General features: G+C 43.3%; 25 protein-coding genes. 4 read left to right on the forward strand and 21 right to left on the reverse strand.

Going from position 1 to position 24,446, the window contains the following annotated elements; genetic code table 11:
* Positions 1-22: 22 nt before the first annotated feature.
* Positions 23-655 (reverse strand): MarC family protein, encoded by a 633-nt coding sequence (locus tag ACP69X_RS01530; protein ID WP_047202979.1) that lies wholly within the window; start codon positions 653-655, stop codon positions 23-25.
* Positions 656-773: 118 nt separating this feature from the next.
* On the opposite strand from ACP69X_RS01530, the gene ACP69X_RS01535 reads away from it, so the two are divergent.
* Together ACP69X_RS01535 and ACP69X_RS01540 are read left to right on the forward strand one after the other, a co-directional pair.
* On the forward strand, positions 774-1,238 hold the full coding sequence (locus tag ACP69X_RS01535) for a hypothetical protein (protein ID WP_426052354.1): 465 nt from the start codon (positions 774-776) through the stop codon (positions 1,236-1,238).
* 14 nt (positions 1,239-1,252) lie between these two features.
* Positions 1,253-1,723 carry a GNAT family N-acetyltransferase gene (locus tag ACP69X_RS01540; RefSeq protein WP_426052355.1) on the forward strand — a complete coding sequence of 157 codons (471 nt, stop codon included), beginning with the start codon at positions 1,253-1,255 and terminating at the stop codon, positions 1,721-1,723.
* Between the two features lie 22 nt (positions 1,724-1,745).
* Here the strand turns inward: ACP69X_RS01540 and ACP69X_RS01545 are convergent, their stop codons facing one another.
* The 13 genes from ACP69X_RS01545 to ACP69X_RS01605 form a co-directional block, all read right to left on the reverse strand.
* Positions 1,746-2,027, reverse strand: a complete 282-nt coding sequence (locus tag ACP69X_RS01545; RefSeq protein ID WP_048237467.1) for a hypothetical protein — start codon at positions 2,025-2,027, stop codon at positions 1,746-1,748.
* Positions 2,024-2,392 carry a hypothetical protein gene (locus ACP69X_RS01550; RefSeq protein WP_305960614.1) on the reverse strand — a complete coding sequence of 123 codons (369 nt, stop codon included), beginning with the start codon at positions 2,390-2,392 and terminating at the stop codon, positions 2,024-2,026. The genes ACP69X_RS01545 and ACP69X_RS01550 overlap by 4 nt, the downstream gene beginning before the upstream one ends.
* Positions 2,389-3,786 carry a hypothetical protein gene (locus tag ACP69X_RS01555; protein WP_426052356.1) on the reverse strand — a complete coding sequence of 466 codons (1,398 nt, stop codon included), beginning with the start codon at positions 3,784-3,786 and terminating at the stop codon, positions 2,389-2,391. The genes ACP69X_RS01550 and ACP69X_RS01555 overlap by 4 nt, the downstream gene beginning before the upstream one ends.
* A complete protein-coding gene (locus ACP69X_RS01560; protein ID WP_305960612.1) occupies positions 3,758-4,525 on the reverse strand; it encodes an ATP-binding cassette domain-containing protein in 768 nt (255 codons plus the stop codon). Before ACP69X_RS01560 ends, ACP69X_RS01555 begins: the two co-directional genes overlap by 29 nt.
* 59 nt (positions 4,526-4,584) lie before the next feature.
* Positions 4,585-4,854, reverse strand: coding sequence for a hypothetical protein (locus ACP69X_RS01565; protein WP_039181508.1), 270 nt, complete (start codon positions 4,852-4,854; stop codon positions 4,585-4,587).
* A 255-nt stretch (positions 4,855-5,109) separates the two neighbouring features.
* On the reverse strand, positions 5,110-6,402 hold the full coding sequence (gene eno / locus ACP69X_RS01570; RefSeq protein WP_003212752.1) for a phosphopyruvate hydratase: 1,293 nt from the start codon (positions 6,400-6,402) through the stop codon (positions 5,110-5,112).
* 30 nt (positions 6,403-6,432) lie between these two features.
* Positions 6,433-7,968, reverse strand: a complete 1,536-nt coding sequence (gene gpmI / locus ACP69X_RS01575) for a 2,3-bisphosphoglycerate-independent phosphoglycerate mutase (protein WP_073979002.1) — start codon at positions 7,966-7,968, stop codon at positions 6,433-6,435.
* Positions 7,961-8,722 (reverse strand): triose-phosphate isomerase, encoded by a 762-nt coding sequence (gene tpiA / locus ACP69X_RS01580; protein WP_017359213.1) that lies wholly within the window; start codon positions 8,720-8,722, stop codon positions 7,961-7,963. The genes gpmI and tpiA overlap by 8 nt, the downstream gene beginning before the upstream one ends.
* A gap of 30 nt (positions 8,723-8,752) precedes the next feature.
* A complete protein-coding gene (locus ACP69X_RS01585; RefSeq protein ID WP_024426073.1) occupies positions 8,753-9,937 on the reverse strand; it encodes a phosphoglycerate kinase in 1,185 nt (394 codons plus the stop codon).
* Between the two features lie 213 nt (positions 9,938-10,150).
* Positions 10,151-11,158 (reverse strand): type I glyceraldehyde-3-phosphate dehydrogenase, encoded by a 1,008-nt coding sequence (gene gap / locus ACP69X_RS01590; protein ID WP_007500174.1) that lies wholly within the window; start codon positions 11,156-11,158, stop codon positions 10,151-10,153.
* A 31-nt stretch (positions 11,159-11,189) separates the two neighbouring features.
* A complete protein-coding gene (locus ACP69X_RS01595) occupies positions 11,190-12,227 on the reverse strand; it encodes a sugar-binding transcriptional regulator (protein WP_041088211.1) in 1,038 nt (345 codons plus the stop codon).
* A gap of 308 nt (positions 12,228-12,535) precedes the next feature.
* Entirely contained in the window at positions 12,536-13,909 is a 1,374-nt protein-coding gene (locus tag ACP69X_RS01600) for an amino acid permease (protein ID WP_052468279.1), read from the reverse strand.
* Positions 13,910-14,048: 139 nt separating this feature from the next.
* The gene (locus ACP69X_RS01605) at positions 14,049-15,242 is read right to left on the reverse strand and encodes an ornithine--oxo-acid transaminase (RefSeq protein WP_041088206.1); all 1,194 of its coding nucleotides are present in this window, start codon (positions 15,240-15,242) and stop codon (positions 14,049-14,051) included.
* A gap of 208 nt (positions 15,243-15,450) precedes the next feature.
* Here ACP69X_RS01605 and ACP69X_RS01610 point away from each other — a divergent pair, with 208 nt between their 5' ends.
* Positions 15,451-16,893 carry a sigma-54 interaction domain-containing protein gene (locus ACP69X_RS01610; protein WP_073978999.1) on the forward strand — a complete coding sequence of 481 codons (1,443 nt, stop codon included), beginning with the start codon at positions 15,451-15,453 and terminating at the stop codon, positions 16,891-16,893.
* A 27-nt stretch (positions 16,894-16,920) separates the two neighbouring features.
* Here ACP69X_RS01610 and ACP69X_RS01615 read toward each other — a convergent pair whose 3' ends face one another.
* Complete coding sequence (locus tag ACP69X_RS01615) at positions 16,921-17,658, reverse strand: FadR/GntR family transcriptional regulator (protein ID WP_269102546.1); 738 nt, start codon at positions 17,656-17,658, stop codon at positions 16,921-16,923.
* A gap of 170 nt (positions 17,659-17,828) precedes the next feature.
* Complete coding sequence (gene rpoN, locus ACP69X_RS01620) at positions 17,829-19,127, reverse strand: RNA polymerase factor sigma-54 (protein WP_041088200.1); 1,299 nt, start codon at positions 19,125-19,127, stop codon at positions 17,829-17,831.
* A 70-nt stretch (positions 19,128-19,197) separates the two neighbouring features.
* Here rpoN and yvfG point away from each other — a divergent pair, with 70 nt between their 5' ends.
* On the forward strand, positions 19,198-19,413 hold the full coding sequence (yvfG, locus tag ACP69X_RS01625; RefSeq protein ID WP_024423509.1) for a protein YvfG: 216 nt from the start codon (positions 19,198-19,200) through the stop codon (positions 19,411-19,413).
* Between the two features lie 19 nt (positions 19,414-19,432).
* Here the strand turns inward: yvfG and ACP69X_RS01630 are convergent, their stop codons facing one another.
* The 5 genes from ACP69X_RS01630 to nikB all read right to left on the reverse strand — a co-directional run bounded on the left by ACP69X_RS01630 (position 19,433) and on the right by nikB (position 24,437).
* Entirely contained in the window at positions 19,433-20,758 is a 1,326-nt protein-coding gene (locus tag ACP69X_RS01630; RefSeq protein WP_041088198.1) for an MATE family efflux transporter, read from the reverse strand.
* Positions 20,759-21,013: 255 nt separating this feature from the next.
* A complete protein-coding gene (gene nikE / locus ACP69X_RS01635; RefSeq protein WP_041088196.1) occupies positions 21,014-21,829 on the reverse strand; it encodes a nickel import ATP-binding protein NikE in 816 nt (271 codons plus the stop codon).
* Between the two features lie 13 nt (positions 21,830-21,842).
* Positions 21,843-22,658, reverse strand: a complete 816-nt coding sequence (gene nikD, locus ACP69X_RS01640) for a nickel import ATP-binding protein NikD (protein WP_175297119.1) — start codon at positions 22,656-22,658, stop codon at positions 21,843-21,845.
* Positions 22,659-22,662: 4 nt separating this feature from the next.
* Positions 22,663-23,496: a nickel ABC transporter permease subunit NikC gene (gene nikC, locus ACP69X_RS01645; protein WP_039181542.1), complete on the reverse strand. Its 834-nt coding sequence runs from the start codon at positions 23,494-23,496 to the stop codon at positions 22,663-22,665.
* The gene (gene nikB, locus ACP69X_RS01650; protein WP_041088194.1) at positions 23,493-24,437 is read right to left on the reverse strand and encodes a nickel ABC transporter permease subunit NikB; all 945 of its coding nucleotides are present in this window, start codon (positions 24,435-24,437) and stop codon (positions 23,493-23,495) included. Before nikB ends, nikC begins: the two co-directional genes overlap by 4 nt.
* Positions 24,438-24,446 lie beyond the last annotated feature (9 nt).

Below are 24,446 nucleotides of genomic sequence, written 5' to 3' on the forward strand. Positions count from 1 at the left end.
AAAACAGCTTTTTTATATACACTTATGACATAAACATCGGAAACATCCCTTTTAAGCCCGCACCAATCATTTCAACTGCCACTACAGCAAGAATTAATCCCATTAAGCGCGTCACGACATTCATCTCTGTTTTCCCCATTTTTCGCATAATGAAACTTGAATAATGAAAGGCATAAAAGGTCATCGCCAGTACGATGACAATGCCGATTAAAATTGCAAACATGTGAAGCATCCCTTGACTTCCCGGGGTTAAGCTCATCACTGTAGCGATTGTACCGGGACCAGCGATGATCGGAATCGCCAGCGGCGTAACCGAGACATCCGCCTTTTCTTTGCTTTCTGCCTTTTCCTCAGAATGAGGGTTTTGGACATGTGACTCCTTTGCATTCAGTAAATTGTAAGCGATACCAAAAATGAAAATACCTCCGGCGATACGGAGTGCATGAATATCGATCCCAAACAATTTGAAAATGAGCCTCCCTGCCAATAAAAAGGCAACCAAAATAATGAAAGAGACCACAATGGCTTTTTTGGCTGTTTGGGAGCGTTCTTTCTCTGTATACCCTTCAGTTAAGGTGATAAAAAGAGGCACGTTTCCAATGGGGTTTGATACAGCAAATAATGAGACCACGACATGAATCATAAAGGAAATCAACAGACACCCTCCTTTTTTCTTAGTGTCTGCCAATATGATGTGAATATTCCCTTGTGATGTTAAAACCTGTATATATTTAACCGATGATAATAAAGGTTTAAAGAAAGGGGAATGACACATGAAGAAAACGATCACCATCATCCTTTTATGTGCTGTGGTTTTAGGAGCAGCCGGCTGGATTGTTTGGCAGCAGCAGTCCATCAAAGCATCAGAGGAAAAACATCAGCAAGAAAGCAAAACGAACACTGAGCAGCTTTCGAAGTTAAAATCAAATCAAGCAGATATGAAGCATAAAAACGAAGATCAAAAAAAGAAACTGTCTATCATCACGAAAAAGCTCAAAAAAGAAAAGAAAGCCTATCAAAAAGAAGTCAAACAGCGTAAAGCGCTTGAGGCAAAAATCGCCCAGCTTCAAAAAGAGCTGACAGCAGCGAAAGCCACTGCTCAAGCGAATAAGCAGACTTCACAGACTCCAAGGAAAACAACTATCAAAAAAGACCCAAATGTCACCCACAATCCGCCCTCACAATGGGTACAGGATCAATATGATTGGGGTGTGAAACAAGGATATATTAAAGAATAGAAAGGATGAAAAACATGATACAAATTCGGCCATTGTCATTGTCAGGTGATCAATCTGCCCCTATGGATCTTTTACTCTTAGCTGATCCTTCAAAGGAAAAGGTTCTTAACTATGTGCAATCCGGCTCTTGTTATGCCGCGTATCATGAACAGGACGTGATTGGTATCTATGTGCTTTTATCTCTGTCTCAGCAGACAGTCGAAATCATCAATATCGCCGTGAAGGAATCATGGCAAGGAAAAGGAATTGGAAAGCAGCTGATCCGCCATGCCATTGCTGAAGCGAAAGCCGCCAGCTTTCACACGATTGAAATCGGCACAGGTAACTCGAGTATCCAGCAGCTCGCACTTTATCAGAAATGTGGCTTCCGTATGACATCTATTGACCACGATTTCTTTCTTAAGCATTATGATGAACCGATTTTTGAAAATGGCATTCAGTGTATGGATATGGTACGGCTCTCACTCACTTTGCAAGCAGACTGATGTTTTGTTCCGTCTGCTTTTTTTATGTTCTACGCTTTTTCACCACATGCTTCACATATTGAATAAAAAAATAGAGCACGGCGCCAGCTAAAAAGCAGACCACACATCCAAAAAGCGTCGCCTCTGAACTGAATTGATACTCTTCAATTTTCATGATATAAAATGGCATGCCAAACATTGTTGGACTTGATTCAACATGATTGACCTCTAGCAGCAGTAAAAAAACAGGGGTCATAAACACAGCAAATACATACAGCATCGCAAGTGTTAAACCGCTGGAAAACGAATGAAATACTTTAATCATCTCTTTCTCTCCTTCATCTCTTTTAAACTGGCTGTGATATTTTTCCCGTCTGGGCAAGCTGGATGCAGCATCACCGTATTTAGTAAAGAAAAAAACAGCAGCTGATGACTTACCGGATGCTTCCATATCATAAAAAGCACAATCGAACAAAGCACCGGAAAGAGCGGGCCTGCAAGTGCCACCATCATATTGAAGCTCGGCCGGATAAATTTCTCATGGACGACCGCCACATGCTTCCAATCAATCGTTATCACAAAATCAAAGAGCGGCCTTTTTTCAATTTTGTTACACACCATGATCATCAGCATATGACCGAGTTCATGTATCAGCACAACCGCTAGGAAACTACACACAAGCTCTATCATCGCAAGACAGGCCTCTTTAACATGACCGCATATATACAGCTAAAAAATGCAAGTGAACCTAGCAGATAGGCGGTGGCGAGAAGATACACATCTGTTGAAAGCCACTTCAATAAAAGCATATCGATGAAGCTGAATACAGCAATCATCATCACGATGACAAACAGTTTATTAAACTCACTGATCTTCACGATAAATCCGGTACAGGACGCCATGGCAGTGATCAACAAAATGGACAAACTTGCAAGGACATGGCCTTCACTTTCAATGCCTATCACTATAGATACAAGCCCAATAAACACAAAATATGTCAACAAATTAATAGCGTAATAAAATAAAATTCTCGACAATAAATAAGCGCCCTTTGATGTATTTAACATAAAAATAGCCCTTTGATTCATATGATATTCTCTGCCAATCATCAGCGGAAGCATGATCAATATTTCCTTTAACGCATACTGCACAATAAATGCATACAGCCATCCAGTTTCTACCGGTGTAAAAACAAAAGGCAGCCCCGCCGTCAAACAAACGAGAAATAGAAACAAAATGCCCTGTTCTTTAAAAATAGCTGAACGGCTGAAATAAACCAATTCCTGCCGCAGTTGCGTCAGAAAGGAAGATTGCGTTCTGATTTTCTTATAAGAAAACGACTTCACCTCTGTTTTCAGCTGCAAAAACATCTGATGAACATAAGAAGCCGCTAACCCCTTCAGCCATAGCCAGCCAGCGCTTAGGAGGATCACGAGAAATATGAGATAGATGAATGGCCATACGCGGATCATCTCCATTGCTTTTTGCAAAAGGAGAAATACCAATAGATTCAGCACCACAAAGCCGAGCGTTTGCAGCAGCAAATGCTCTTTTGTTTTTGATACGAAATAGCTCACAGCAATCCGCATCACCATCCAAGAAGCAAGCGCAAACAGCGCCAGTACACAGCAAGTCATGCATACAACCGTTATCCAATACAGAGATGGCGTAACACCGCTGATCAAAAGGCCTAATACAATCGGTAAAAAAAGCAGTCCAACCACGAGGAAACAAAAGAGCATCGGAAAGAAATATACACAAAGGACAAATGGCACACTTTGTATCGCACTATTCAAAAAGTAGAATTGATATTCCTGGCGCTTTAATTTATTGCGGGATAACACAATGCCTGCGCCTAAAAGTAAAAGCGTCATTTTCATCAATTGGAGGTATAGAGCAGCCGGCTCGCTTTCTCCTGCCTGCATGAAAAAGCGCAGGCTGATAACGACGTATATCGCATACATGAGCAAGAAAAAAGCCGCTGCTGCGAGAAGCTCTATAGGGTACTTTTTTGCGAGCTGCTTAACTTTCGTTGTCAGCATCCCCCATTCTATTTTATGAAGAACGTGTCGTGTCCAGATCATTGAGTAACCTCTCCACCTGCATATAGTAATCTCGATTCACTTCTTTATAAATCTCTTCAAGTGCCTGATGAGGAAATGTCTGATTCGATTCTTGGCGGGACATATCCAGCTTGACGTCACCATTTCTCAAGATCATGAGATGGTCATAAAGCGTATCACCAAAACTCAAATGATGGGTTGAAATGAGAATGCCAGCGCCTTGCTCTCTCAGCTTCATGAGCACCTTTTTTAAGATGATCATCATATCTGGATCAAGTCCGTTTGTTGGCTCATCGAACACATAATAATCACATGGCCTGAGGAGCTGTGAAATGATCTGCGTTTTCTTTTGATTGCCATGAGACAGCTGAGCGATAGGCTGATCCATATACGACCCCAGCTCAAACAGATCAATAAACGTCTCTTCCCGTGTGACATCTTGCTCATTTGGCAGCTGAAGTAATTGAAAGTATTCCCTCGGCGATAAATAATCGAACAACGAATGGTCATCAGGAATATAGGAAACATGTTTTTTCAACAAGGAAATATGCTCTGAGGATTGAAGGTTCAGCTGTTTACCATGTAAAGTGACGCATCCTATAAATGGCGTCAGCCCAAACATGGATTGGATCATCGTTGTCTTTCCCGCACCATTATGCCCCAAAAGCAGCAGCATCTGCCCTTTCTCGACACTTATTTGAATATTGCGGAGAGAGAAGGTGCTGCTATATGTTTTTTCTTTTAATTGTAATGTCAGCATCATATCCCTCCGTTTGATTCAGATAGAACAGATGACCTTGCATCTGTTCTCATCCCTGCTTAAAAACCGCACTGGATTTTAACGTACATGCCTAGTAATTTGAACTCTCCTAAAAATTTCGAGCCCTGTCCAAAGGTCTTGCATGCCCAAATCAATGCCCCAAGTGAAATAATGCCCAATATAGCGGCAAGGACATAAATCCAAAATGCGTTTTTCTGTACATTCTTAGAAGTTAGAATTCGTTGCTTCCTTTCATCATATGCCGCCAACAGGTGAAGGACATACATATACACACCTACTGGAAAACGAAGGCTAAAAGGATTCAGCATCTCATCACCCCCTAATATATGTAAAATGATACCACCCCCTTACAGAAAGCATAAGTTCATTTCAGATCATATTTTTAGACGAATTTTCATGATTTAGTGCTTATAAATGGAGGGGGTTTTGACTTCTTCTCTAACTGAAGGAGGAGGTTTTACAGAAATAGGATAAGTCAAATGAATTAGCCAACGGATTTTTCTCAACAAAAAAACGCTGCGTCTCGCTCTCATAAAAGAGTGGAACGCAGCGCATAGCTGACATTATTTATTCAAGTTATAGAATGTTGCAATGCCGTGATATTGTGCTGTTTCAGCCAATTGATCTTCGATGCGAAGTAATTGGTTGTATTTCGCCACACGGTCCGTACGAGACGGAGCACCTGTTTTGATTTGTCCAGCGTTTGTTGCAACAGCGATGTCTGCAATTGTGCTGTCTTCAGTTTCACCAGAACGGTGAGAAATAACAGCTGTGTATCCTGCGCGTTTTGCCATTTCGATTGCATCAAATGTTTCAGTTAATGTACCGATTTGGTTTACTTTGATCAGGATTGAGTTACCAACGCCGTTTTTGATTCCTTCAGAAAGCTTCTTCGTATTTGTAACGAACAAGTCGTCTCCTACTAACTGAACCTTGCTGCCAAGGCGTTCAGTTAATAGTTTGTGACCTTCCCAGTCGTTTTCATCAAGGCCGTCTTCGATAGAGATGATTGGGTATTTCGATACCATATCTTCATACCAGTCAACCATTTCAGCAGATGTTTTCACAACACCTTCGCCTGATAAATGATATTTACCGTCTTCTTTGTTGTAGAACTCAGAAGATGCAGCATCCATTGCAAGTTTCACTTCTTCACCTGGTTTGAAGCCAGCTTTTTCGATCGCTTCAACGATTGTTTGAAGTGCTTCTTCGTTAGAACCAAGGTTTGGAGCGAATCCACCTTCGTCACCTACAGCTGTGTTTAAGCCTTTTGCGCTTAATACAGATTTCAGGCTATGGAAGATTTGAGCGCCCATGCGAAGTGCTTCACGGAAGTTTGGAGCACCTACAGGCATAATCATGAATTCTTGAATGTCTACGTTGTTATCCGCATGCTCTCCACCGTTGACGATGTTCATCATCGGTACTGGAAGCGTTTTGGAGTTGAATCCACCAAGGTATTGATAAAGTGGAATTTGTAAGAAATCAGCAGCCGCACGTGCTACAGCGATAGATACGCCAAGGATTGCGTTTGCACCTAATTTCCCTTTGTTTTCTGTTCCGTCAAGTTCGATTAACATTTTGTCGATCGCTACTTGTTCTGTTACATCAAAGCCTAAAAGCTCTGGTGCAATGATTTCGTTTACGTTGTTTACAGCTGTCAGAACACCTTTTCCAAGGTAACGGTCTTTGTCTCCGTCACGTAGTTCTACTGCTTCATATTCACCAGTAGAAGCACCACTTGGAACAAGCGCACGGCCAAAGCCGCCAGATTCTGTGTAAACTTCTACTTCAACTGTTGGGTTACCGCGAGAGTCTAATACTTCGCGTGCATATACGTCAACAATGTATGGCATTTTTAATTTCTCTCCTTTTGAATCAATTTGTTATTTTTGAATCAATGATGTTCCGGTCATCTCTTTTGGTTTTTCAAGACCAAGTAAGTCTAAAAGCGTTGGAGATAGATCGGCTAAAATGCCGCCTTCTCTAAGCGTCGCACCTTTTTTCGTCACGATGACTGGCACAGGATTCGTTGTATGTGCAGTATGCGGCTTTCCTTCTTCGGTAATTAGCACGTCTGCGTTACCGTGGTCTGCCGTGATGATGGCATGTCCGCCTTTTGCCAGGATTGCGTCGACTACAGCTCCTAAGCACTCATCTACTGCTTCAATAGCTTTGATTGTTGGCTCAAGCATACCTGAATGACCAACCATATCCGGGTTAGCAAAGTTCAGAATGATCGCATCATGCTTGTCAGCATTGATGTCTGCAACAAGTGCATCCTTTACCTCATAAGCGCTCATTTCCGGCTTGAGATCATAGGTTGCCACATCTGGTGAATTGATTAAGATGCGGTCTTCACCAGGAAATTCTTCTTCACGGCCACCGCTCATAAAGAACGTCACGTGAGGATATTTCTCTGTTTCAGCAATCCGCAGCTGTTTCAATCCGTTTTGAGAAAGCACTTCTCCTACTGTGTTATCCAAATTCACTGGTTTGAAGGCAACATAGCCGTCAACCGTTTCACTGAAGTGTGTGAAGCAGACGAAGTGTAAATTCTTCGGATGAGCTTCTCCGCGGTCAAACGAGCGGAAATCCGCATTTGTGAAAGTGTTCGAGATTTGGATGGCACGGTCTGGACGGAAGTTATAGAAAATCACAGAGTCGCCGTCGTTTACTTTGGCAACCGGCTCACCATTTTCTCTCGTAATGACAGATGGAATAACGAATTCATCGTAGATTCCATTTTCATAGGAGTCATCAACGACATCATAGATGTTTTGATAACTTGGGCCTTCACCATACGCCATCGCGCGGTACGCTTTCTCCACACGATCCCAGCGTTTGTCACGGTCCATTGAGTAATAGCGTCCAGAAAGTGTTGCCACTTCACCGACACCGATTTCTTTGATTTGTTCTTCCAGCTGTTTTAAGTACACTTTGGCTGTCTTCTGACCAACGTCACGTCCGTCCAAGAAGCCATGAATGTATACCTTTGTTAAGCCTTCTTTTTTCGCCAGCTTCAGCAGGGCAAAAAGATGCTGGATGTGACTGTGCACACCGCCGTCTGACAAGAGACCAAATAAATGAAGCGCCTTGTCATTCTCTTTTGCATAAGTCATTGCCTCTAGGAACGTTTCGTTTTTCTCAAATTCCCCATCACGAATGGCAACATTCACTCTTGTTAAGCTTTGATACACAATGCGTCCTGCACCGATGTTCAAATGCCCCACTTCAGAGTTCCCCATTTGACCTTCTGGGAGACCTACTGCCTCACCTGAAGCCGTTAAGGTTTGATGCGGAAATTCGTTCCAGTAGCGGTCAAAGTTCGGTTTTTTTGCTTGTGCGACAGCGTTACCGACTGTTTCGCCTCTTAAACCGAACCCGTCTAAGATGATTAATGCTGCTGGTTTCTTACTCATATTGACCTTCCTCCAATAATTGAACGAAAGACTGAGGTTCTAAGCTTGCGCCGCCTACCAAAGCACCGTCAATATCGGATTCTGCCATATATTCTTTAATATTTGCCGGCTTCACGCTTCCGCCATATTGAATGCGAAGGCTGTCTGCCGCTTCTTGACCAAATTCACTTGCAACGGTTTGGCGGATGTGTGCGCAAACATCGTTTGCATCTTTCGCTGTAGAAGATTTTCCTGTACCGATAGCCCAGATTGGCTCATAGGCAATCACAGATTCAGCCACTTGCTGCTTCGTTAAACCAGCTAGTGCTTTCTTCACTTGATCAGCGACAAGTTCATTTGTTTTGCCAGCTTCACGCTCTTCAAGCGTTTCACCTACACAAATAATTGGAACGATGCCATGCTTGAATGCAGCATGTGCTTTTTTGTTCACTGTTTCGTCTGTTTCTGCAAAGAATTCACGGCGCTCTGAATGCCCAATCACTGAATAGCCGATGCCTAGATCTTTTAGAGCAGCAGGGCTGATTTCACCAGTGAATGCACCATTTTCTTCAAAGTGCATGTTTTGTGCACCAATTTTAAGGTCTGTTCCGTTTGATAGGCTGTTTAGCTTTTCAAGGAAAAGAGCTGGCGCACAGACAATGGATTCCACTTTGTCAGGAGATGGAATAGATGACTTAACTTCTTCAACGAAGCTGACTGCTTCGCCAAGTGTTTTGTTCATTTTCCAGTTCCCAGCTATAATTGGTTTTCTCATGATTGACACTTCCTTATAGCAGTTTTGGTCTTATTTATCGTTTAATGCAGTAACACCAGGAAGTTCTTTGCCTTCCATAAATTCAAGTGAAGCGCCGCCGCCTGTAGAAATATGGCTCATCTGATCGGCAAGACCAAATTTCTCAACAGCTGCTGCTGAATCTCCACCGCCAATGACAGAATATGTATCTTTTGCTTCTGCCAGTGCTTCTGCGATTGCTTTTGTTCCTTTAGCGAATGCATCGATTTCAAATACACCCATTGGTCCGTTCCAGACAACAAGTTTGCTGTTTTTAATAACGTCAGCATACTTTTCTCTTGTCTCTGTTCCAATATCAAGTGCTTCTAGATCACTTGGAATTTCAGAGATTGGCACAATGCTTGTATTCGCATCATTTGAAAAGTCGTCGGCTACCAGAACATCTGTTGGAATCAGGAAGTTCACGCCTTTTTCTTTTGCACGGTCCATAAAGGATTTCGCTAAATCGACTTTGTCTTCTTCTAATAGAGATTTCCCTACCTCGTGACCAAGTGCTTTCACAAATGTGTAAGCAAGTCCGCCGCCGATGATGAGGTTGTCTACTTTATCAAGAAGACTTTCAATCACACCGATTTTATCCTTTACTTTTGCGCCGCCGATAATCGCTGTAAATGGGCGATCAGGATTTGAAATGGCTTTTCCTAACACCTCAAGCTCTTTTTGCATGAGGAAGCCCGAAACAGCCGGAAGATAAGCTGCAATTCCTGCTGTCGATGCATGTGCACGGTGTGCAGCACCGAACGCATCATTGACATACACATCGGCTAAATCAGCAAATGCTTTTGATAATTCAGGATCGTTCTTTTCTTCACCAGGATAGAAACGAACGTTTTCAAGCACTAGCACATCTCCTTCTTTTAAGTCAGAGATTTGCTTTTTCACGTTGTCGCCGTAAGCTTCATCTGCTTTTTTCACTTCTTTTCCAAGAAGCTCTTGCAGACGTTTTGCCACAGGTGTCAGACGCAGTTCTTCAGTAACTTGACCCTTCGGACGACCCAAATGACTAGCTAGCAGTACCTTTGCGCCTTGTCCTGTTAAATACTCAATCGTTGGTAATGCTGCGCGGATACGAGTATCATCCGTCACTTCTCCGTCCTTCATTGGAACGTTAAAATCTACGCGGCAGAACACAACTTTACCTTTTACGTCAATGTCTTTTACTGATTTCTTATTCATGCTCGTCAGGAGATCCTCCTTTATTCTGGTTTCCTTACGCATTGGACAAGACTCTCTTTATCCTTTTCCCATTTTGCCCTCATCAAAACGAGAAATCGTGCAGAACGGATAAAAACAGAGAAAAAGGGAAAGGGATGCTTCCCCTTCCCTTGTCCGTCTTCATTATATCGTGTCTCTAGGAAAGAACCAAGTGAGTTCCTTCAGTGTGAGAAATTAAAGACCTTGTTTTGCAATGTAAGCTGCAAGGTCAACAACGCGGTGAGAATATCCACTCTCGTTATCGTACCAAGAGATCACTTTCACCATGCTGCCTTCCATCACCATTGTAGAAAGAGCATCGATTGTTGAAGAGTTTGCATTACCATTGTAGTCACCAGATACTAATGGCTCTTCACTGTAGCCAAGGATTCCTTTAAGTTCTCCTTCAGCTGCTTCTTTAAGCGCTGCATTTACGTCTTCAGCTGTTACATCTTGGTTTAATTCAGCAACAAGGTCAACTAAAGAAACGTTAGGTGTTGGAACACGCATAGCGCCACCGTTTAATTTACCTTTAAGTTCAGGCAATACAAGTGAAACAGCTTTCGCAGCACCTGTAGAAGTTGGGATGATGTTTTCCGCAGCTGCACGAGCACGACGGTAGTCTTTGTGCGGAAGGTCAAGAATTTGCTGGTCATTTGTGTATGAGTGAACAGTTGTCATCATACCGCGTTTGATACCAAATTTATCGTTAAGTACTTTTGCAAATGGTGCTAAGCAGTTTGTAGTACATGATGCATTAGAAATGACATCGTGGCTAGCTGCATCGTATTTGTCTTCGTTTACACCCATAACGATTGTGATATCTTCTTCGTTAGCAGGAGCAGAGATGATGACTTTTTTAGCGCCAGCTTCTAAGTGTTTCGCAGCGTCTGCACGTTTTGTGAAGAATCCAGTAGATTCAACAACGATTTCTACGCCTTGTTTACCCCAGCTTAATTTCGCAGGGTCACGCTCAGCTGATACTTCGATTGTTTTACCGTTCACTACTAAGTTTGTACCGTCTACAGAAACCTCTGCATCTAGTTTTCCGTGAACAGAGTCATATTGTAAAAGGTGTGCAAGCATGTTAGCATCTGTTAGATCGTTAACCGCTACTACCTCAACTTCAGGATTATTTAATGCTGCACGAAATACGTTACGTCCAATACGTCCAAATCCGTTAATACCGACTTTTACTGCCATGATGTTTCCTCCTTTTATAGGTCACAATGTTTTATATTGAGGGATCAATTGACTCCCTTAATAACTCTTTTGCGGCTCCTTCGTCTGTGACGAGAACCGTTCGGCGTGGTTTTTTGAAATAAGCTTCAATCGCCCCCGCCTTTGATGATCCACCTGCAACAGCAATGATATGTGGAATGCTTTCTAGATCATCTAGCTGCATGCCGACGGAGTGCACTTTGTGTACGACCTCACCATCACGATTAAAGTAATAGCCAAAGGCCTCTGTCACTGCGTCATGCTCATCAATCTTTTTTAAATCTTCAGCTGGTGTATTTCGTCTCATCGCCATTGTTTTTGCTTCACCAATACCATGAATGAGCATCGTGGACGATTTAATCGTTTGAAGCACTTCTTTGACGGACGGCTCTTCAATAATGGAAGAGTATGCACCTTCTGACAGCTGTCCTGGAACAAACAGCAGTTTGTAAGTACCGGAAGCTTTTTCAGCCATGTGGGCACAAATAGTGTTTGCCTGATTTTTTACATTCTCCCCAAGACCGCCTCTCGCAGGGACAAACATCATATCGCGGTTTTTGGCATCAGGGGTCATCATTTCGGCAACGGCTTCCATCGTCGTTCCGCCAGTGACGGCGACGATATTATTTCCAGTAAACCTTTTTTTCATACATTGGACAGCAGCTCTTCCCATTTCTTGCTTCACCCACGGGGATTCGTCACTGTCACCAGAAACGATCATGACTTCTTCCAGGCCTAACTTTCTCTTTAATGTATTTTCCAAAAAAGTTAAACCTAAAACGTCCTTCATCATTCCTTCAAGCATTTCAAGCAAAGCGTGACCCTCACTCGTCAGCATCATGCCGCTCGTTTTGACATCCAGCAGATTTTGTTCTTTTAAAAACTGAACTTCAGCACGTAAGATACGCTCACTGAGACCAAGACTCGTCGCAAGACTTCTGCGGCCAATTGGTTCAGCTAATCTGATGTACTGCAAAATGTCGTAGCGTTTTTGCATAACGATGAGAAGATCTGGCAATAATTTTTTTTGAGCTTCCAATAAACGATTCATGGCTAACGACCCTTTCTTTTCACGTTGGACTAAAAACGTCCCACTGTGACAAAAAACGTCCCGCCACAGCCAAAAAAAATCAATCCCTGCTTTCTTTAATTATTTTAACAGGATAATCTTGCATTTTCAACTCTTAGAAACACATTTAGACAAAAAATAGACACATTTTCACCGATAACCTGCTTGTCATCAAGGTTCTTGCGATGATATTTCTTTTCAAAATATTTATTTCCTTTATATAGAATGAATATACGATTGAAAATGTGCATGCTGGTGATATCAGCATGCACATTTTTTTCAGGACCTGCTTATGTTTTTGTGATGGTTCCAAACTGTTTTACCTCTTCCTTCGGTTTGATTTTGAGATAATAAATAATGTAGCAGGCAGCCATGAACGGGATTCCGCAATAAAGGCCGATTCGCTGATCCTCGATAAAAAATAAGCTGATGAGGACGATGCCAAATGCGATAAAGCCTGCTAATGGAACAAATGGATAGAGCGGTGTTCGGAAGACGAGATCCTTTACATCTCCGCCCGCCTTTATGAATTGTTTTCTAAAGTAATACTGAGACAAGCAAATAGACATCCACACCACAACAAGGACCATACCAGAAATTGAAATGAGCCATACATACACCGTTTTTGGTGCTACAACACTTGTAAGCAGGGATAGTGCAGATACACCCATTGTCACCAATAATGCATTGATCGGAATTTTACGCTTGGACAGTTTTTTCGTAAAGTCGGGACCTTTCCCATCTTTCGAAAGCGCCCAGAGCATACGTGATGATGCATATAATCCAGAGTTTGCTACAGATAAGACGGCTGTGATGATGATAAAATTCATGATATCTGCAGCATATGGTATGCCGACCTTGTCCAGCACGACGACAAACGGGCTGTCGACAGTGCCTGCTGTCTGCCACGGAAGAAGAGCGGCCAGAACTGCAATGGATAAAACGAAGAAGACCATCGTTCTCCAAATAATATTTCGTATAGATCGCGGCAATGTTTTTTCAGGGCTTTCACTCTCTCCTGCTGCAATCCCTACAAGTTCTGTTCCTTGAAAGGAGAAATTGACCGTGACCATGGTTAATAAAATAGCAAAAACGCCGTTAGGAAATAGTCCGCCATGATCCGTCAAATGACGAAATAGAGGGGCTGGTTCTCCATCTTTCAGATGAATCATTCCGAAAATTGCGCCAATTCCAATGATAATAAATAATAGGATGGCAGCGACCTTAATGGCTGAAAACCAAAACTCGGTTTCAGCGAAGCTGCGAGCTGAGATGGCATTCACGGCAAATAAAATCACACTAAATGCAAGACACCACAGCCAAACAGGGATATCTGGGAACCACCTTTGGAGCAAAATGCCTGCTGACGTAAACTCCAGTCCAATTGTACATGCCCAGCTAAACCAATAAAGCCAGCCGATCATAAAGCCTGTGGACGGGCCTATATATTTGGTTGCATACTCTTGAAAGGAACCCGCTGTCGGCATCGCCACTGCTAATTCTCCAAGACAGAGCATCACCAAATACATTAACAATCCCCCAATAATAAAGGATAGAATGGCTCCCCCGGGTCCAGCCTGATGGATAATGAGTCCTGACCCAAGGAAAAGACCAGTACCAATGACGCCGCCTAAGGCAATCATAAAGAGATGCCTGCTTTTCATGGAACGTTCTAGTTCATTATGCTGTTCTTGCTTCAAATCCGTTTCCCCACTTTCACTCTTCTATTCATCATCCTTTGACAAAATTCGCTGTTCGTTGAAAGAGAAAGGGAGAAAGTGAAGGCTTCTCCCCCTTTGACATTTATGCTTGAAATAATGCTTCAATATGACCAATCGCCCAGTCTAAATCTTCTTTAGATATCGTGAGCGGCGGTGCAAAGCGGATGACGGTCTCATGGGTTTCCTTACATAACAGTCCTGCTTGTTTCAGCTTCTCGCAATAAGGTCTCGCAGCCTCTGTCAGCTCCATGCCGATAAATAATCCGCGGCCGCGCACTTCCTTGATAACAGGACTTTGAATGCGCGTGAGTTTGTCTTTTAAGTATTCGCCAAGCTCCATAGAACGCGCTGCAAGTTTTTCGTCGATTAAGACATCTAGTGCAGCCAGCGACACCGCACACGCAAGAGGATTGCCGCCGAAGGTAGAGCCGTGAGATCCAGGGTTAAACACACCTAATATATCGCGGTTTGCTACCACACACGAGATTGGGAATACACCGCCGCCTAAAGCTTTCCCAAGAATCAGCATATCTGGTTCAATATCTTCCCAGTCACATGCAAACATCTTGCCTGTTCGCGCTAATCCGACCTGAATTTCATCTGCAATGAACAGCACATGTTCCTTTTCACAAAGCGCTTTCGCTTCCTTCAAGAAGCCTTCTGGCGGCATGACAATTCCCGCTTCTCCTTGAATAGGCTCGACCAGAAAAGCCGCTGTTTGTGGTGTAATGGCTTCACGTAACGCTTCAATATCTCCGTAAGGAATCAGTTTGATGCCTGGAAGCATTGGACCGAAACCTCTTTGATATTCTGCTTCAGAAGAAAGGGAAACAGCCGTCATCGTTCTGCCATGGAAATTTCCGACGCACGCAATGATTTCTGCGCGATTGTCTTCGATTCCCTTGACGTCATAGCCCCAGCGTCGTGCTGCTTTTACAGCTGTTTCTACAGCCTCAGCTCCAGTATTCATCGGGAGTGCCATCTCTTTATTCGTCAGTTGACAAATTTTCTCATACCATGGTCCAAGCTGATCATTGTGAAAAGCTCTTGAGGTCAGTGTCACACGGTCTGCCTGTTTTTTGAGCGCCTCAATAATGCGGGGATGGCGATGGCCTTGGTTCACTGCGGAATACGCACTCAGCATATCCATATATCGATTGCCTTCAGGGTCTGTCACCCAAACTCCTTCAGCCTCTGAAATCACAATTGGCAGCGGATGATAGTTTGCCGCACCGTATTGTTCCGTTTGTTGAATCAATTCATTTGTCTGTGTCATCGTCTATTCCTCCTTCTATAAGCTAGCCTTTTTCAAATTAGTTCATCTACACACATATGATATGCAAGGATCGTGCCAACTTTCTGCCTGCATCATGGCGCTGATTGTACAGGCTATTCATGCAAAATATATTTGCACCTGCAAATTTTTTTAGAGGAAACCGCAAAATTTTTCATGTAAAATAGAGGTAACGTCTGGAGGTGGCGCAATGAAAGAAGATTCGTATACTGCAAAGCTGGCAAATGAGATTGATCTGTATAAGCAAATGCTCGATTTAATAGATGTCGGGGTTCATGCAATTGACGAGAATGGCAATACTGTTGTTTATAATAAAAAAATGATGGAAATTGAGTCTTTGAAACGCTCTGATGTTCTCCATAAAAATGTATTAGACCTCTTCGTCTTCCAAGACGAAATGCACAGTACGCTTGTCCAAGCGCTGCGAACTGGGAAACAAACCGTTCATGCAAAGCAGACGTATCATAATTACAATGGAAAAGAAATCACAACGATTAATCATACATACCCGCTCGTTCGAGATGGTCTCATCCAAGGAGCGGTTGAAATTTCGAATGATGTGACCAAGCTGGAACGGCTGATTCACCACAATATGAAGAAAAAAGGAAGCACACGCTTTACCTTTGATTCCATTATTGGACAAAGCCCTGCGTTTTTAGAGGTGATTGAGCATGCAAAACGAGCGACACGTACCTCTTCCTATGTGCTCATTGTAGGAGAAACAGGGACAGGAAAAGAACTATTTGCTCAAAGCATTCATAACGGCAGCAGCCGGTCATCTGAACCATTTATTACCCAGAATTGCGCGGCACTGCCTGATAATCTCATTGAAAGTCTGCTCTTTGGTACACAAAAAGGGGCTTTTACCGGCGCAACTGATCAGCCCGGTTTATTTGAACAGGCGCAGGGTGGTACACTTCTGCTTGATGAGATCAACTCATTAAATCCTGGTCTTCAAGCAAAACTGCTGCGCGTATTACAGGAGAAGCGGGTGAGAAGGTTAGGCAGCACAAAAGAAATCGCTGTTGATGTAAGAGTCATTGCCAATATGAATGAGGACCCTGTGGATGCTATCGCAGGCGGACGCATGCGCAAGGATTTATTTTATCGGCTAGGTATTGTCACCTTATTTATTCCGCCGCTTTCTGAGCGAAAAGAAGATATTCCTACGTTTGTCAGTCATTTTATTCAAAAATATAATGAGCTGTTTCAAATGGAGGTGAAGGCGGCTGACGAAGAGGTACTAGCCCTTTTTCAAGCGTATGATTGGCCGGGGAATGTACGGGAACTGGAGCATGTGATTGAAGCGGGGATGAATATGATGATGGATGAGGATTACTTATGCATGCATCACCTTCCATATCATTTTAGATTTAAGCACGGGGAAGGTCGTCCTGCAGCGCAATTACAGACGAATCCTTTGCAGCATACCGCAGCAGCTGACACGTTTATTTATACAAGCCCAGAACATACGACTGATTTTCAAACCCAAATGGAACGATTCGAAAAACAATACATCGTCCATTACTTAGAAAAAATGGACGATAATATTTCACAGACTGCAAAGATATTGGGCATGAGCAGGCAAAGTCTGCAATATCGCATGAAGAAACTGCATATTTCTCGTTCATAATAGAGCTGTGCCCTCATTCGGCACAGCTTACTGTGGTTCTGACTGTCCTGCCGGTTCTTGACTCACATCACTCAGCAGTTTTTCTACATTTTTTAAATGCGTGAGCATCGCTCTTTCTGCTTCTTCCGGCTGTCTTGCCATAACAGCTTTGTAAATGTGTTCATGTTCTTTGTAAAGCTGCCGAATGGAGGCTTTCCTTGAAAACAAGACGACTTTTCTCGTTTCCCGCATTGTTTCTACCAGCAAGGTGGAGACCTGATTCATTAACGCCTTTAATAAATCATTCTTTGAGGCTTTGGCTAAAGCGAGATGGAAGGAGAGGTCTGCCTCTTCACCAATTTCTTTATTCGCTTCTGCGAGTTTCATTTGTTCGAGTGCCTCACGCAGCTGATGAAGGTCATCGTCCGTTCGCAAAAGCGCTGCCTTTTTGACAGCACCCGTCTCAATAATGGTTCTTAATTCAAGGAGCTGCGTGATATCATGCTGCTTCATCAAAAATGCAGGAGACAGACTAAATGTGAGCTGCTCAGGATCGAACTGCTTCACATACGTGCCTTCCCCTTGCTTCATATCTATTAATCCGATCGCTTTAAGAGCAGACAGTGCCTCTCTTACAGCGGAACGGCTGACTTGAAAGCTTTCTGAAAGCGCTTGAACCGAATCTAATTTTTCCCCTGGAAGAAGCTCACCTGTACGAATGGATTCAATTAATGCATCCGCAATTTCTTCATATATTTTTTTTGTTTTGATTTGTTTATATTTCAATTGGTCTCACCTCATCACTGTTGTCTATCCCTATCGGCTCATGCCCTATCTTATACTTTACCCCAAAATTTCCGATCACACGTCTCCCCTCTTTAATTTTCAAGAAATCTTCGGCTGCCTTGCTTCCAACAAAAAAGAAGCACGTGCCATGTTCTGGCAAGTACTTCTTTTTAATCGTAGCGCTTCCTCAGCGTTGAGGCTGGAAGATTCATTTGTTCGCGATATTTTGCAATGGTTCTGCGCGACACGCGGATGCCAAAGGTTTGCTGAAGCAGCGTCATGATTTGCTGATCTGAATACGGTTTTTTCTTATTTTCCGTTTGAATGAGCTCTGCAATGTGCGTTTTGACTGTGTAGCTGGACGCCTCTTCTAGCGAATGCCCTTCTAATTTTGCTTGGAAAAATTGTTTCATTTCCATGAGACCATAAGGGGTTTGCACCATTTTCCCTTTTACAGTACGGCTCACTGTGGACTCATGGACTTGCAGTATATCTGCGATCCGTTTCATGGTAAGCGGTTTCATTTTATGTTTCCCTGTTAGGAAAAAATCCGTCTGATGTGAGATAATCTCACGAACGACATGAGTCATCGTTTGCTTTCTTTGCTTCAGCGCTTGGGCAAGCCAATTGTACTGCTGCTCTTTTTCCTTTAAATACGTGTATGCTTCGTGCCTCTTTTGTTCTTGAATCATGGCGAAGTAGCCTTCATTCATTTCAACGTCTGGAAAAGCGCGCTGATTCAGCTCAAATGTAATGTGATCCTGCACCACAGTAATCGTCACATCAGGCTCGATATACACATGCTCTTCATCAAATGAGAAATGAAGGCCTGGTCTTGGTTCAAGCTGAGACACTTCATCTTGTACGGCTTGGAGTGTTTTCATTGAAACACCTGTTTTCGCCGCAATTTCCTTCCAAGCCTTTCTGGCAAAAAGAAAGAAATGCTCTTCGATGATCCGCTCGGCTTCATACCAGCGATCCTTTTTTCTTCTCAGCTGAAGAAGGATGCATTCCTGTAATGATCTTGCGCCAATCCCGGCAGGCTCTAGCGATTGCAGCTGATGAAGGACGGCTTCTACTTCTTCAGGTGGCACTTCTAAGACAGCTGCCATAGCGTCAATCGGTTCATTTAGGTAGCCATTGGAATCAATGGACTCAATCATAAAACGAAAGATTCTTTGATTCTTTTCACTTAAATTCAAATCAATCGCCTGTTTTTTTAAAAACATTTGCAGGCTTTCTTTTTGATGCGTTCGATACGGCTCTGTCATTCGTTCTTGTGATTTTTTATGATAAACTGGTTGATAGTTGTCCGTGTCTTTCCGCTCAATCAGAGGGTTCTCAAGCGCTAACTGGTCAAGATACTCGCCGAGCTCTGCGCAATTCAGCTGCAGCAGCGTAATGGCCTGCCTGAGTTCTTGTGTGAGCACCTGCTTTAATACCTGTTCTTGTTGCAGTTTAAGGCTCATTGTCTCCCCTCCCTCTCATCATTTTACATGAAGATTGACGGACCGTATATACGAAATAGGAGTGATTTCTATGTCTGAACTTTTTTCCGTTCCATACTTTGTCGACAACTTGAAACAGCACATCGCCATGAACCAAAATGAAGACAAAGTTCATGCGATGAATGCCTATTACCGCTCAGTAGTGTCGACGCTTGTTCAAGACCAGCTGACCAAAAATGCGGTTGTATTGAAGCGAATTCAGCATCTTGATGAAGCCTATCAAAAGGTGAAAAAAGAAAGCGAATGAACGAAAAGAACACCCTTTGTCAAGATGGCAAAGGGTGTTTATCATATGCGAAAAGCTTCTGATCCAGCCGCGATTTATACATCATCAAAAAACCTGACCGCCCTACAGTATAGATGATAAAGGCAAACCATAGACCATGATTATGCCAAATGGGCGTGACCGCGGTTTGAACTACGATAAACAAAATCATTGCAAACAGCATCGAATTTCTAACAGGGACAATTTCTGTCGCACCTGTAAATACGCCGTAAATGACCAAACCGAAACAAGCCGCAAACGGATAAAGAACAAGCCAGTCTGCATAGCGTAATGTCACGTCAAGCAGCTGAGGGAGACTTGTAAACAAGCTCAATATCGGTTCTTTTAATAGAAAATAAACCGCCGCAATGACACATGCCATAACAAGTGCCCACTGCCTTGAAAGGGTTAAAGTTTTTTCATAAAGAGAACGGTCATTTGCACCAACTGACCGCCCAACAAGGATGCTGGACGCATTGGCAAAACCATCGAACAAATAAGCCATGATGTAGTGAATTTGAAATAAGATGGCATTGGCTGCCAGTAGCTCTGTACCAAAAGAAGCACCTTTTGCTGTAAACATGTTGATGACCACTAGCAAACAGATCGTGCGGATAAACAAATCTTTATTCACATGAAACATTTTCTGCACTGCCTGTGTATCCATGATTTTCTTAATGGAAGGCATCTGGAATCCGTTTGACGAATGCTTCATGATGATCCATGCCCCTAACACAAAAGCGGTTAGTTCAGATATCAAAGTCGCTGCCGCAACTCCTTTGACCGCAAACGAAAACACATGAACTAGCAGAAATGCAAGAGCCATATTCATGACATTGATCAAGATTTGTAAAGAAAGGGCTTCTTTCATTTTTGCCATCCCCATGAGCCAGCCCAATATGACATAATTCATTAAAGTAAATGGCGCTCCCCAAATGCGAATATGAAAATAGTCTGCGGCAAATTGACGGACATCAGCATCAGGAGAGATCACTAGAAAAGCAGATTGAATAATCGGCCATTGCAGGGCAATAAAACAAAGTCCGACGATGATGGCGACGAAAAAAGGTCTTAGAAAAGCAAGAATGCCCTGCTCCTCATTCTGCGCTCCGTTTGCCTGGGCGGCAAAAGCAGATGTACTTACCCGTAAAAAACCAAACAGCCAATATAATGTACTGAAAATGAGACTGCCGACCGCAACGCCTCCAATATAAGCGGGATTTGCGAGCTGACCGACAACCGCTGTATCAACAGCTCCAAGTAATGGAGTGGTCATCGTTGAAATTGTTAAAGGAATGGCCAAAGCTAAATACGCTCGATGGTTCACGATGCCACCTGCCTTTCATGAAAAATAGCCTCTTCTCAAAGAGGCGCAAATTGCCTGCAAAGGGCTAAAATGATCTTTATTTTAGCCCTTTGTCTTCCTTTCAGCGTGATAGAAAACCTTTGCAGTCTAGGAAGGACGAGCACCGGAGCAGAGCGAATTTGACATTCGTGAGCACCGGAGCGCAGAACTGACAAAGAATGCGAGGGTTTGTCTACACGCTGAGCCTCTTCTCAAAGAGACGTTGTTAATAAACCTTTACCGAACCGGTCTGCCAATCGTTCGTGACAAAGGATGGTCTGCGAGCATTGCATCTCTCATTTTTCGCACCGCTTCCTCTTCTGATGAAAAGAATTCTTCTTTTGATTGAAATTGGGCCACAAGCTCTCCTTGATCAAGAATCGCCAATTGATCACTTAAGTGATAGGCTGCTGTCATATCATGTGTAATAAATAAGTAAGCCACACCCAGCTCCTTCTTTAATTCTACTAATAAATCTAAAATGACAGCCTGTGTAACCATGTCTAAGCTGCTGACAGATTCATCAAGTACAATGAGCTTTGGCTGGAGCAATAAAGCTCTAGCGATGTTGATCCTTTGCAGCTGGCCGCCGCTGAATTGGTGCGGATATTTAGACAAATCCTTTTCAGCGAGCCCGACTCTTTCCAGCCAGTGAATCAATACATTTTTACGTTCCTTTCGGCTCATGGTTTCATAGTTTTCAAGCGGTTCAGATAAAATTTGTTCAACTGTCCATCTTGGATTTACCGCGGAATAGGAATCCTGAAACACTGCTTGCACATGCCGGCGAAAATGCTTACATGTTTTCTGATCTGCACGATAGACATCCTGACCTTCAAAAAGTACCTGTCCAGCTCTTGGTTTCTCTAAACCAAGTATGATACGGCCAAGTGTACTTTTCCCTGCGCCGCTTTGTCCCAGCAGCCCAAGACAGGTGCCTTCTTCAATATTCAAATTGACGCTTTTCAGGACGGGGGCTGCGCCTTTTTTTCTCATTAGAAACGACCGGCTGTTGTATGCATGACTGACTGCTTTTACTTCTAATAAATGCAAGGGCCTTCTCACCTCAAATCGGGCAAACAGCTGGGATGGATGGACGAGCTGCTAATAGTTTTTTTGTATAATCATGCTTTGGTTGTTCAAAAAGTTCAAGAACTCCTGCCTTTTCAACAATTTCTCCTTGTTTCATGACGACAACTTGATCTGCCATTTCAGCAATGACACCAAGATCGTGGGTAATGAGTAAAATGGCCGTTCCATAGTCATGACGAATTTGGTTCAGATGCTGAAGCACCCGTTTCTGATTGTGTACATCTAAAGCAGTTGTCGGCTCATCAGCAATGATGAGAGGCGGGTGCATACAGGCAGCCATGGCGATCATGATACGCTGCAGCATCCCTCCGCTTAATTCAAAGGGATACTTGTTGAACAGCTGGTCTGGCTGAGGCAGGTTCATTTGCGCTAACGCATCCATTGCCTGTGCTTGTGCCTGCCTTTTACTGACAGAAGTATGCCGGCGGATGGTTTCAACCAGCTGATGTCCAATTGTCCATACCGGCGTAAAACTGTTCATGGGATTTTGCATAATATACGAGATGTCTTTGCCGCGAATGGACCGCATATCCTTTTCACTTATACCGATCAATTCTCGTCCCTGTAATGTGATACTGCCAGTGACTTCAGTTGTTTTTCGATCAAGCATACGTAAGATCGACATACTTGTCACTGTTTTCCCGCAGCCGCTCTCACCAATTAATCCAAGGATTTGACCGCGCCCTACTTCAAACGATACTTCTTGAATAAGAGGGGTTGTCCCTTGAGGTGTTTTCGTATGCACATGCAGGTTCTCTATTTGTAAAATGGACTCTTGCACATTGATCATTCCTTTACACACGGCGTTTGATGCCATATTTCTCTGAAAGGGCTTCTCCTAGTAAATTAAACAGAATCACCACAGTCATGATCACAAGACCTGGGTACAGCATCAACTGAGGATTCGTTTGAATATACGACTTCCCTTCATGAATCATTGCTCCCCATTCAGGCATAGGAGGCTGTACCCCTAATCCGAGGAAAGACATCGCAGAAATGTCCATAATCGCCCAGCCCATTTCGAGTGTTCCAATGACTGCTAATGGCGGCAGGACATTGGGAATCATATGCTTTCTCATGATGTTCCAGTGCGAGGTCCCACTGATTTTTGCAGCTGCAATAAAGTTCTGTTCTTTTAAACTGAGCACCATTCCTCGGAAGACGCGGGCATAATACACCCATTGCACAAGCATCAAGGCTAGTACGACTTGAGAAAGTCCCGGACCGAAGATGCCGACTAATCCAAGGATCAGCACTAGGTTTGGAAATGCCATGACACCGTCACAGATTCTCATCAAAACATGATCAATCCAGCCGCCTTTGTATCCTGAAAACAGGCCGACAATTAAACCAATGAATAACGAAGAAAGAAAGATTAATAACGCACAGCCGAGCGAAACACGTGCACCATATAAAATACGAGATAAATTGCACCGCCCTAATTGATCTGTTCCAAGAGGATACTCCCACGAAGACCCCTTTAGCTTCATCGCTAGATTGACAGCTGCCGGATCATGTGGAGCGATCCATGGTGCACATATTGTCACAATCAGCAGGAGACCGAGCAGCAGGGCGCAGATCGAGATCATCTTTTGATGAGAGAAGAGATGTTTTACTTTTGTCATCATTGCTGGCGGCCTTCCTTTCTAGAAATACGGGGGTCAATAATCAGCTGGAATAAGTCAACGATCAAGCTGCTCAAGATAAAAATACAGGCTGACATGAGGACATAAAATTGAATGACTGGCAGATCCCGGTTAAAGATCGATTCAATAAAAAAGCGGCCAAACCCTGGCCATGAGAAAACGGCCTCTACAATAATGGTTCCGGTTAACAGCTTGCCGAGGTTCACCCCAAGTCCGGTCAGCATCGGCGATATCGCAATTCTGAACACATGCTTGAACATGATCGATTGTTCCTTCAATCCTCTGATTCTCGCATATTGAACGAAAGGCTCTTGAAGCGCCTCACTCACACTTGACCGTAACAGCCTTGTATACGTAGCAATTAAAGGGACTGCCAGTGTGATGGACGGCAGAATGAGATGCTCCCATGTGCCAATCCCTTCAACTGGTAAGAGGTCAAGCTTCACTGAAAAAAAGAAGATGAGCAAATACCCCAAGACAAACGTCGGGATAGATGCTCCTAAGAAAGAAATAAGCCGGCTCACATGATCAACGGCACCATTTTTCCTCATGCCGCTGAAAAAGCCGAGTGGAATGCTGACACAAATAGCGATCAGTAGACTGGTAAGTGCCAATTGAATCGTCGCCGGTATTCGATAAATCACGTCATCAACGACAGGCTGATTCGACATATACGACCGGCCGAAATCAAGGTGAATGACTTTTTCAATGGTACGAAGATACTGCATATAAAATGGCTCATCTAAGCCGAATTCACTTCGTTTTTGCGCTAATATTTCATCCGTAGGCTGGATATGAGCCGCTGCTAAATATGCCTCAGCCGGGTCAACTGGCGAAAGGTGAATCATACCAGTTGTGAGCAGTGTGGCTAATAAAAATACAGGAATAATTGATAGCACTCGTTTGACGATATAGCGGCCCATTTCCTTACC

This window comes from Bacillus sp. DC4300-2b2, assembly GCF_049895685.1.
GTDB classification, from domain to species: domain Bacteria; phylum Bacillota; class Bacilli; order Bacillales; family Bacillaceae; genus Bacillus; species Bacillus safensis.

Excerpts from the sequence above, each read along its gene's own strand:
- ACP69X_RS01610 (WP_073978999.1), top strand. The coding sequence starts at position 15,451 with ATGAAAGAAGATTCGTATACTGCAAAGCTGGCAAATGAGATTGATCTG.
- ACP69X_RS01535 (WP_426052354.1), top strand. The coding sequence starts at position 774 with ATGAAGAAAACGATCACCATCATCCTTTTATGTGCTGTGGTTTTAGGA.
- eno (WP_003212752.1), bottom strand. The coding sequence starts at position 6,402 with ATGCCATACATTGTTGACGTATATGCACGCGAAGTATTAGACTCTCGC.
- gpmI (WP_073979002.1), bottom strand. The coding sequence starts at position 7,968 with ATGAGTAAGAAACCAGCAGCATTAATCATCTTAGACGGGTTCGGTTTA.
- ACP69X_RS01555 (WP_426052356.1), bottom strand. The coding sequence starts at position 3,786 with ATGATCTGGACACGACACGTTCTTCATAAAATAGAATGGGGGATGCTG.
- ACP69X_RS01605 (WP_041088206.1), bottom strand. The coding sequence starts at position 15,242 with ATGACACAGACAAATGAATTGATTCAACAAACGGAACAATACGGTGCG.
- ACP69X_RS01585 (WP_024426073.1), bottom strand. The coding sequence starts at position 9,937 with ATGAATAAGAAATCAGTAAAAGACATTGACGTAAAAGGTAAAGTTGTG.
- ACP69X_RS01565 (WP_039181508.1), bottom strand. The coding sequence starts at position 4,854 with ATGCTGAATCCTTTTAGCCTTCGTTTTCCAGTAGGTGTGTATATGTAT.
- ACP69X_RS01550 (WP_305960614.1), bottom strand. The coding sequence starts at position 2,392 with ATGATAGAGCTTGTGTGTAGTTTCCTAGCGGTTGTGCTGATACATGAA.
- nikC (WP_039181542.1), bottom strand. The coding sequence starts at position 23,496 with ATGATGACAAAAGTAAAACATCTCTTCTCTCATCAAAAGATGATCTCG.
- yvfG (WP_024423509.1), top strand. The coding sequence starts at position 19,198 with ATGTCTGAACTTTTTTCCGTTCCATACTTTGTCGACAACTTGAAACAG.
- nikD (WP_175297119.1), bottom strand. The coding sequence starts at position 22,658 with ATGATCAATGTGCAAGAGTCCATTTTACAAATAGAGAACCTGCATGTG.
- gap (WP_007500174.1), bottom strand. The coding sequence starts at position 11,158 with ATGGCAGTAAAAGTCGGTATTAACGGATTTGGACGTATTGGACGTAAC.
- ACP69X_RS01540 (WP_426052355.1), top strand. The coding sequence starts at position 1,253 with ATGATACAAATTCGGCCATTGTCATTGTCAGGTGATCAATCTGCCCCT.
- rpoN (WP_041088200.1), bottom strand. The coding sequence starts at position 19,127 with ATGAGCCTTAAACTGCAACAAGAACAGGTATTAAAGCAGGTGCTCACA.
- ACP69X_RS01560 (WP_305960612.1), bottom strand. The coding sequence starts at position 4,525 with ATGCTGACATTACAATTAAAAGAAAAAACATATAGCAGCACCTTCTCT.
- nikB (WP_041088194.1), bottom strand. The coding sequence starts at position 24,437 with ATGGGCCGCTATATCGTCAAACGAGTGCTATCAATTATTCCTGTATTT.
- ACP69X_RS01545 (WP_048237467.1), bottom strand. The coding sequence starts at position 2,027 with ATGATTAAAGTATTTCATTCGTTTTCCAGCGGTTTAACACTTGCGATG.
- tpiA (WP_017359213.1), bottom strand. The coding sequence starts at position 8,722 with ATGAGAAAACCAATTATAGCTGGGAACTGGAAAATGAACAAAACACTT.
- ACP69X_RS01595 (WP_041088211.1), bottom strand. The coding sequence starts at position 12,227 with ATGAATCGTTTATTGGAAGCTCAAAAAAAATTATTGCCAGATCTTCTC.
- ACP69X_RS01600 (WP_052468279.1), bottom strand. The coding sequence starts at position 13,909 with ATGAAAAGCAGGCATCTCTTTATGATTGCCTTAGGCGGCGTCATTGGT.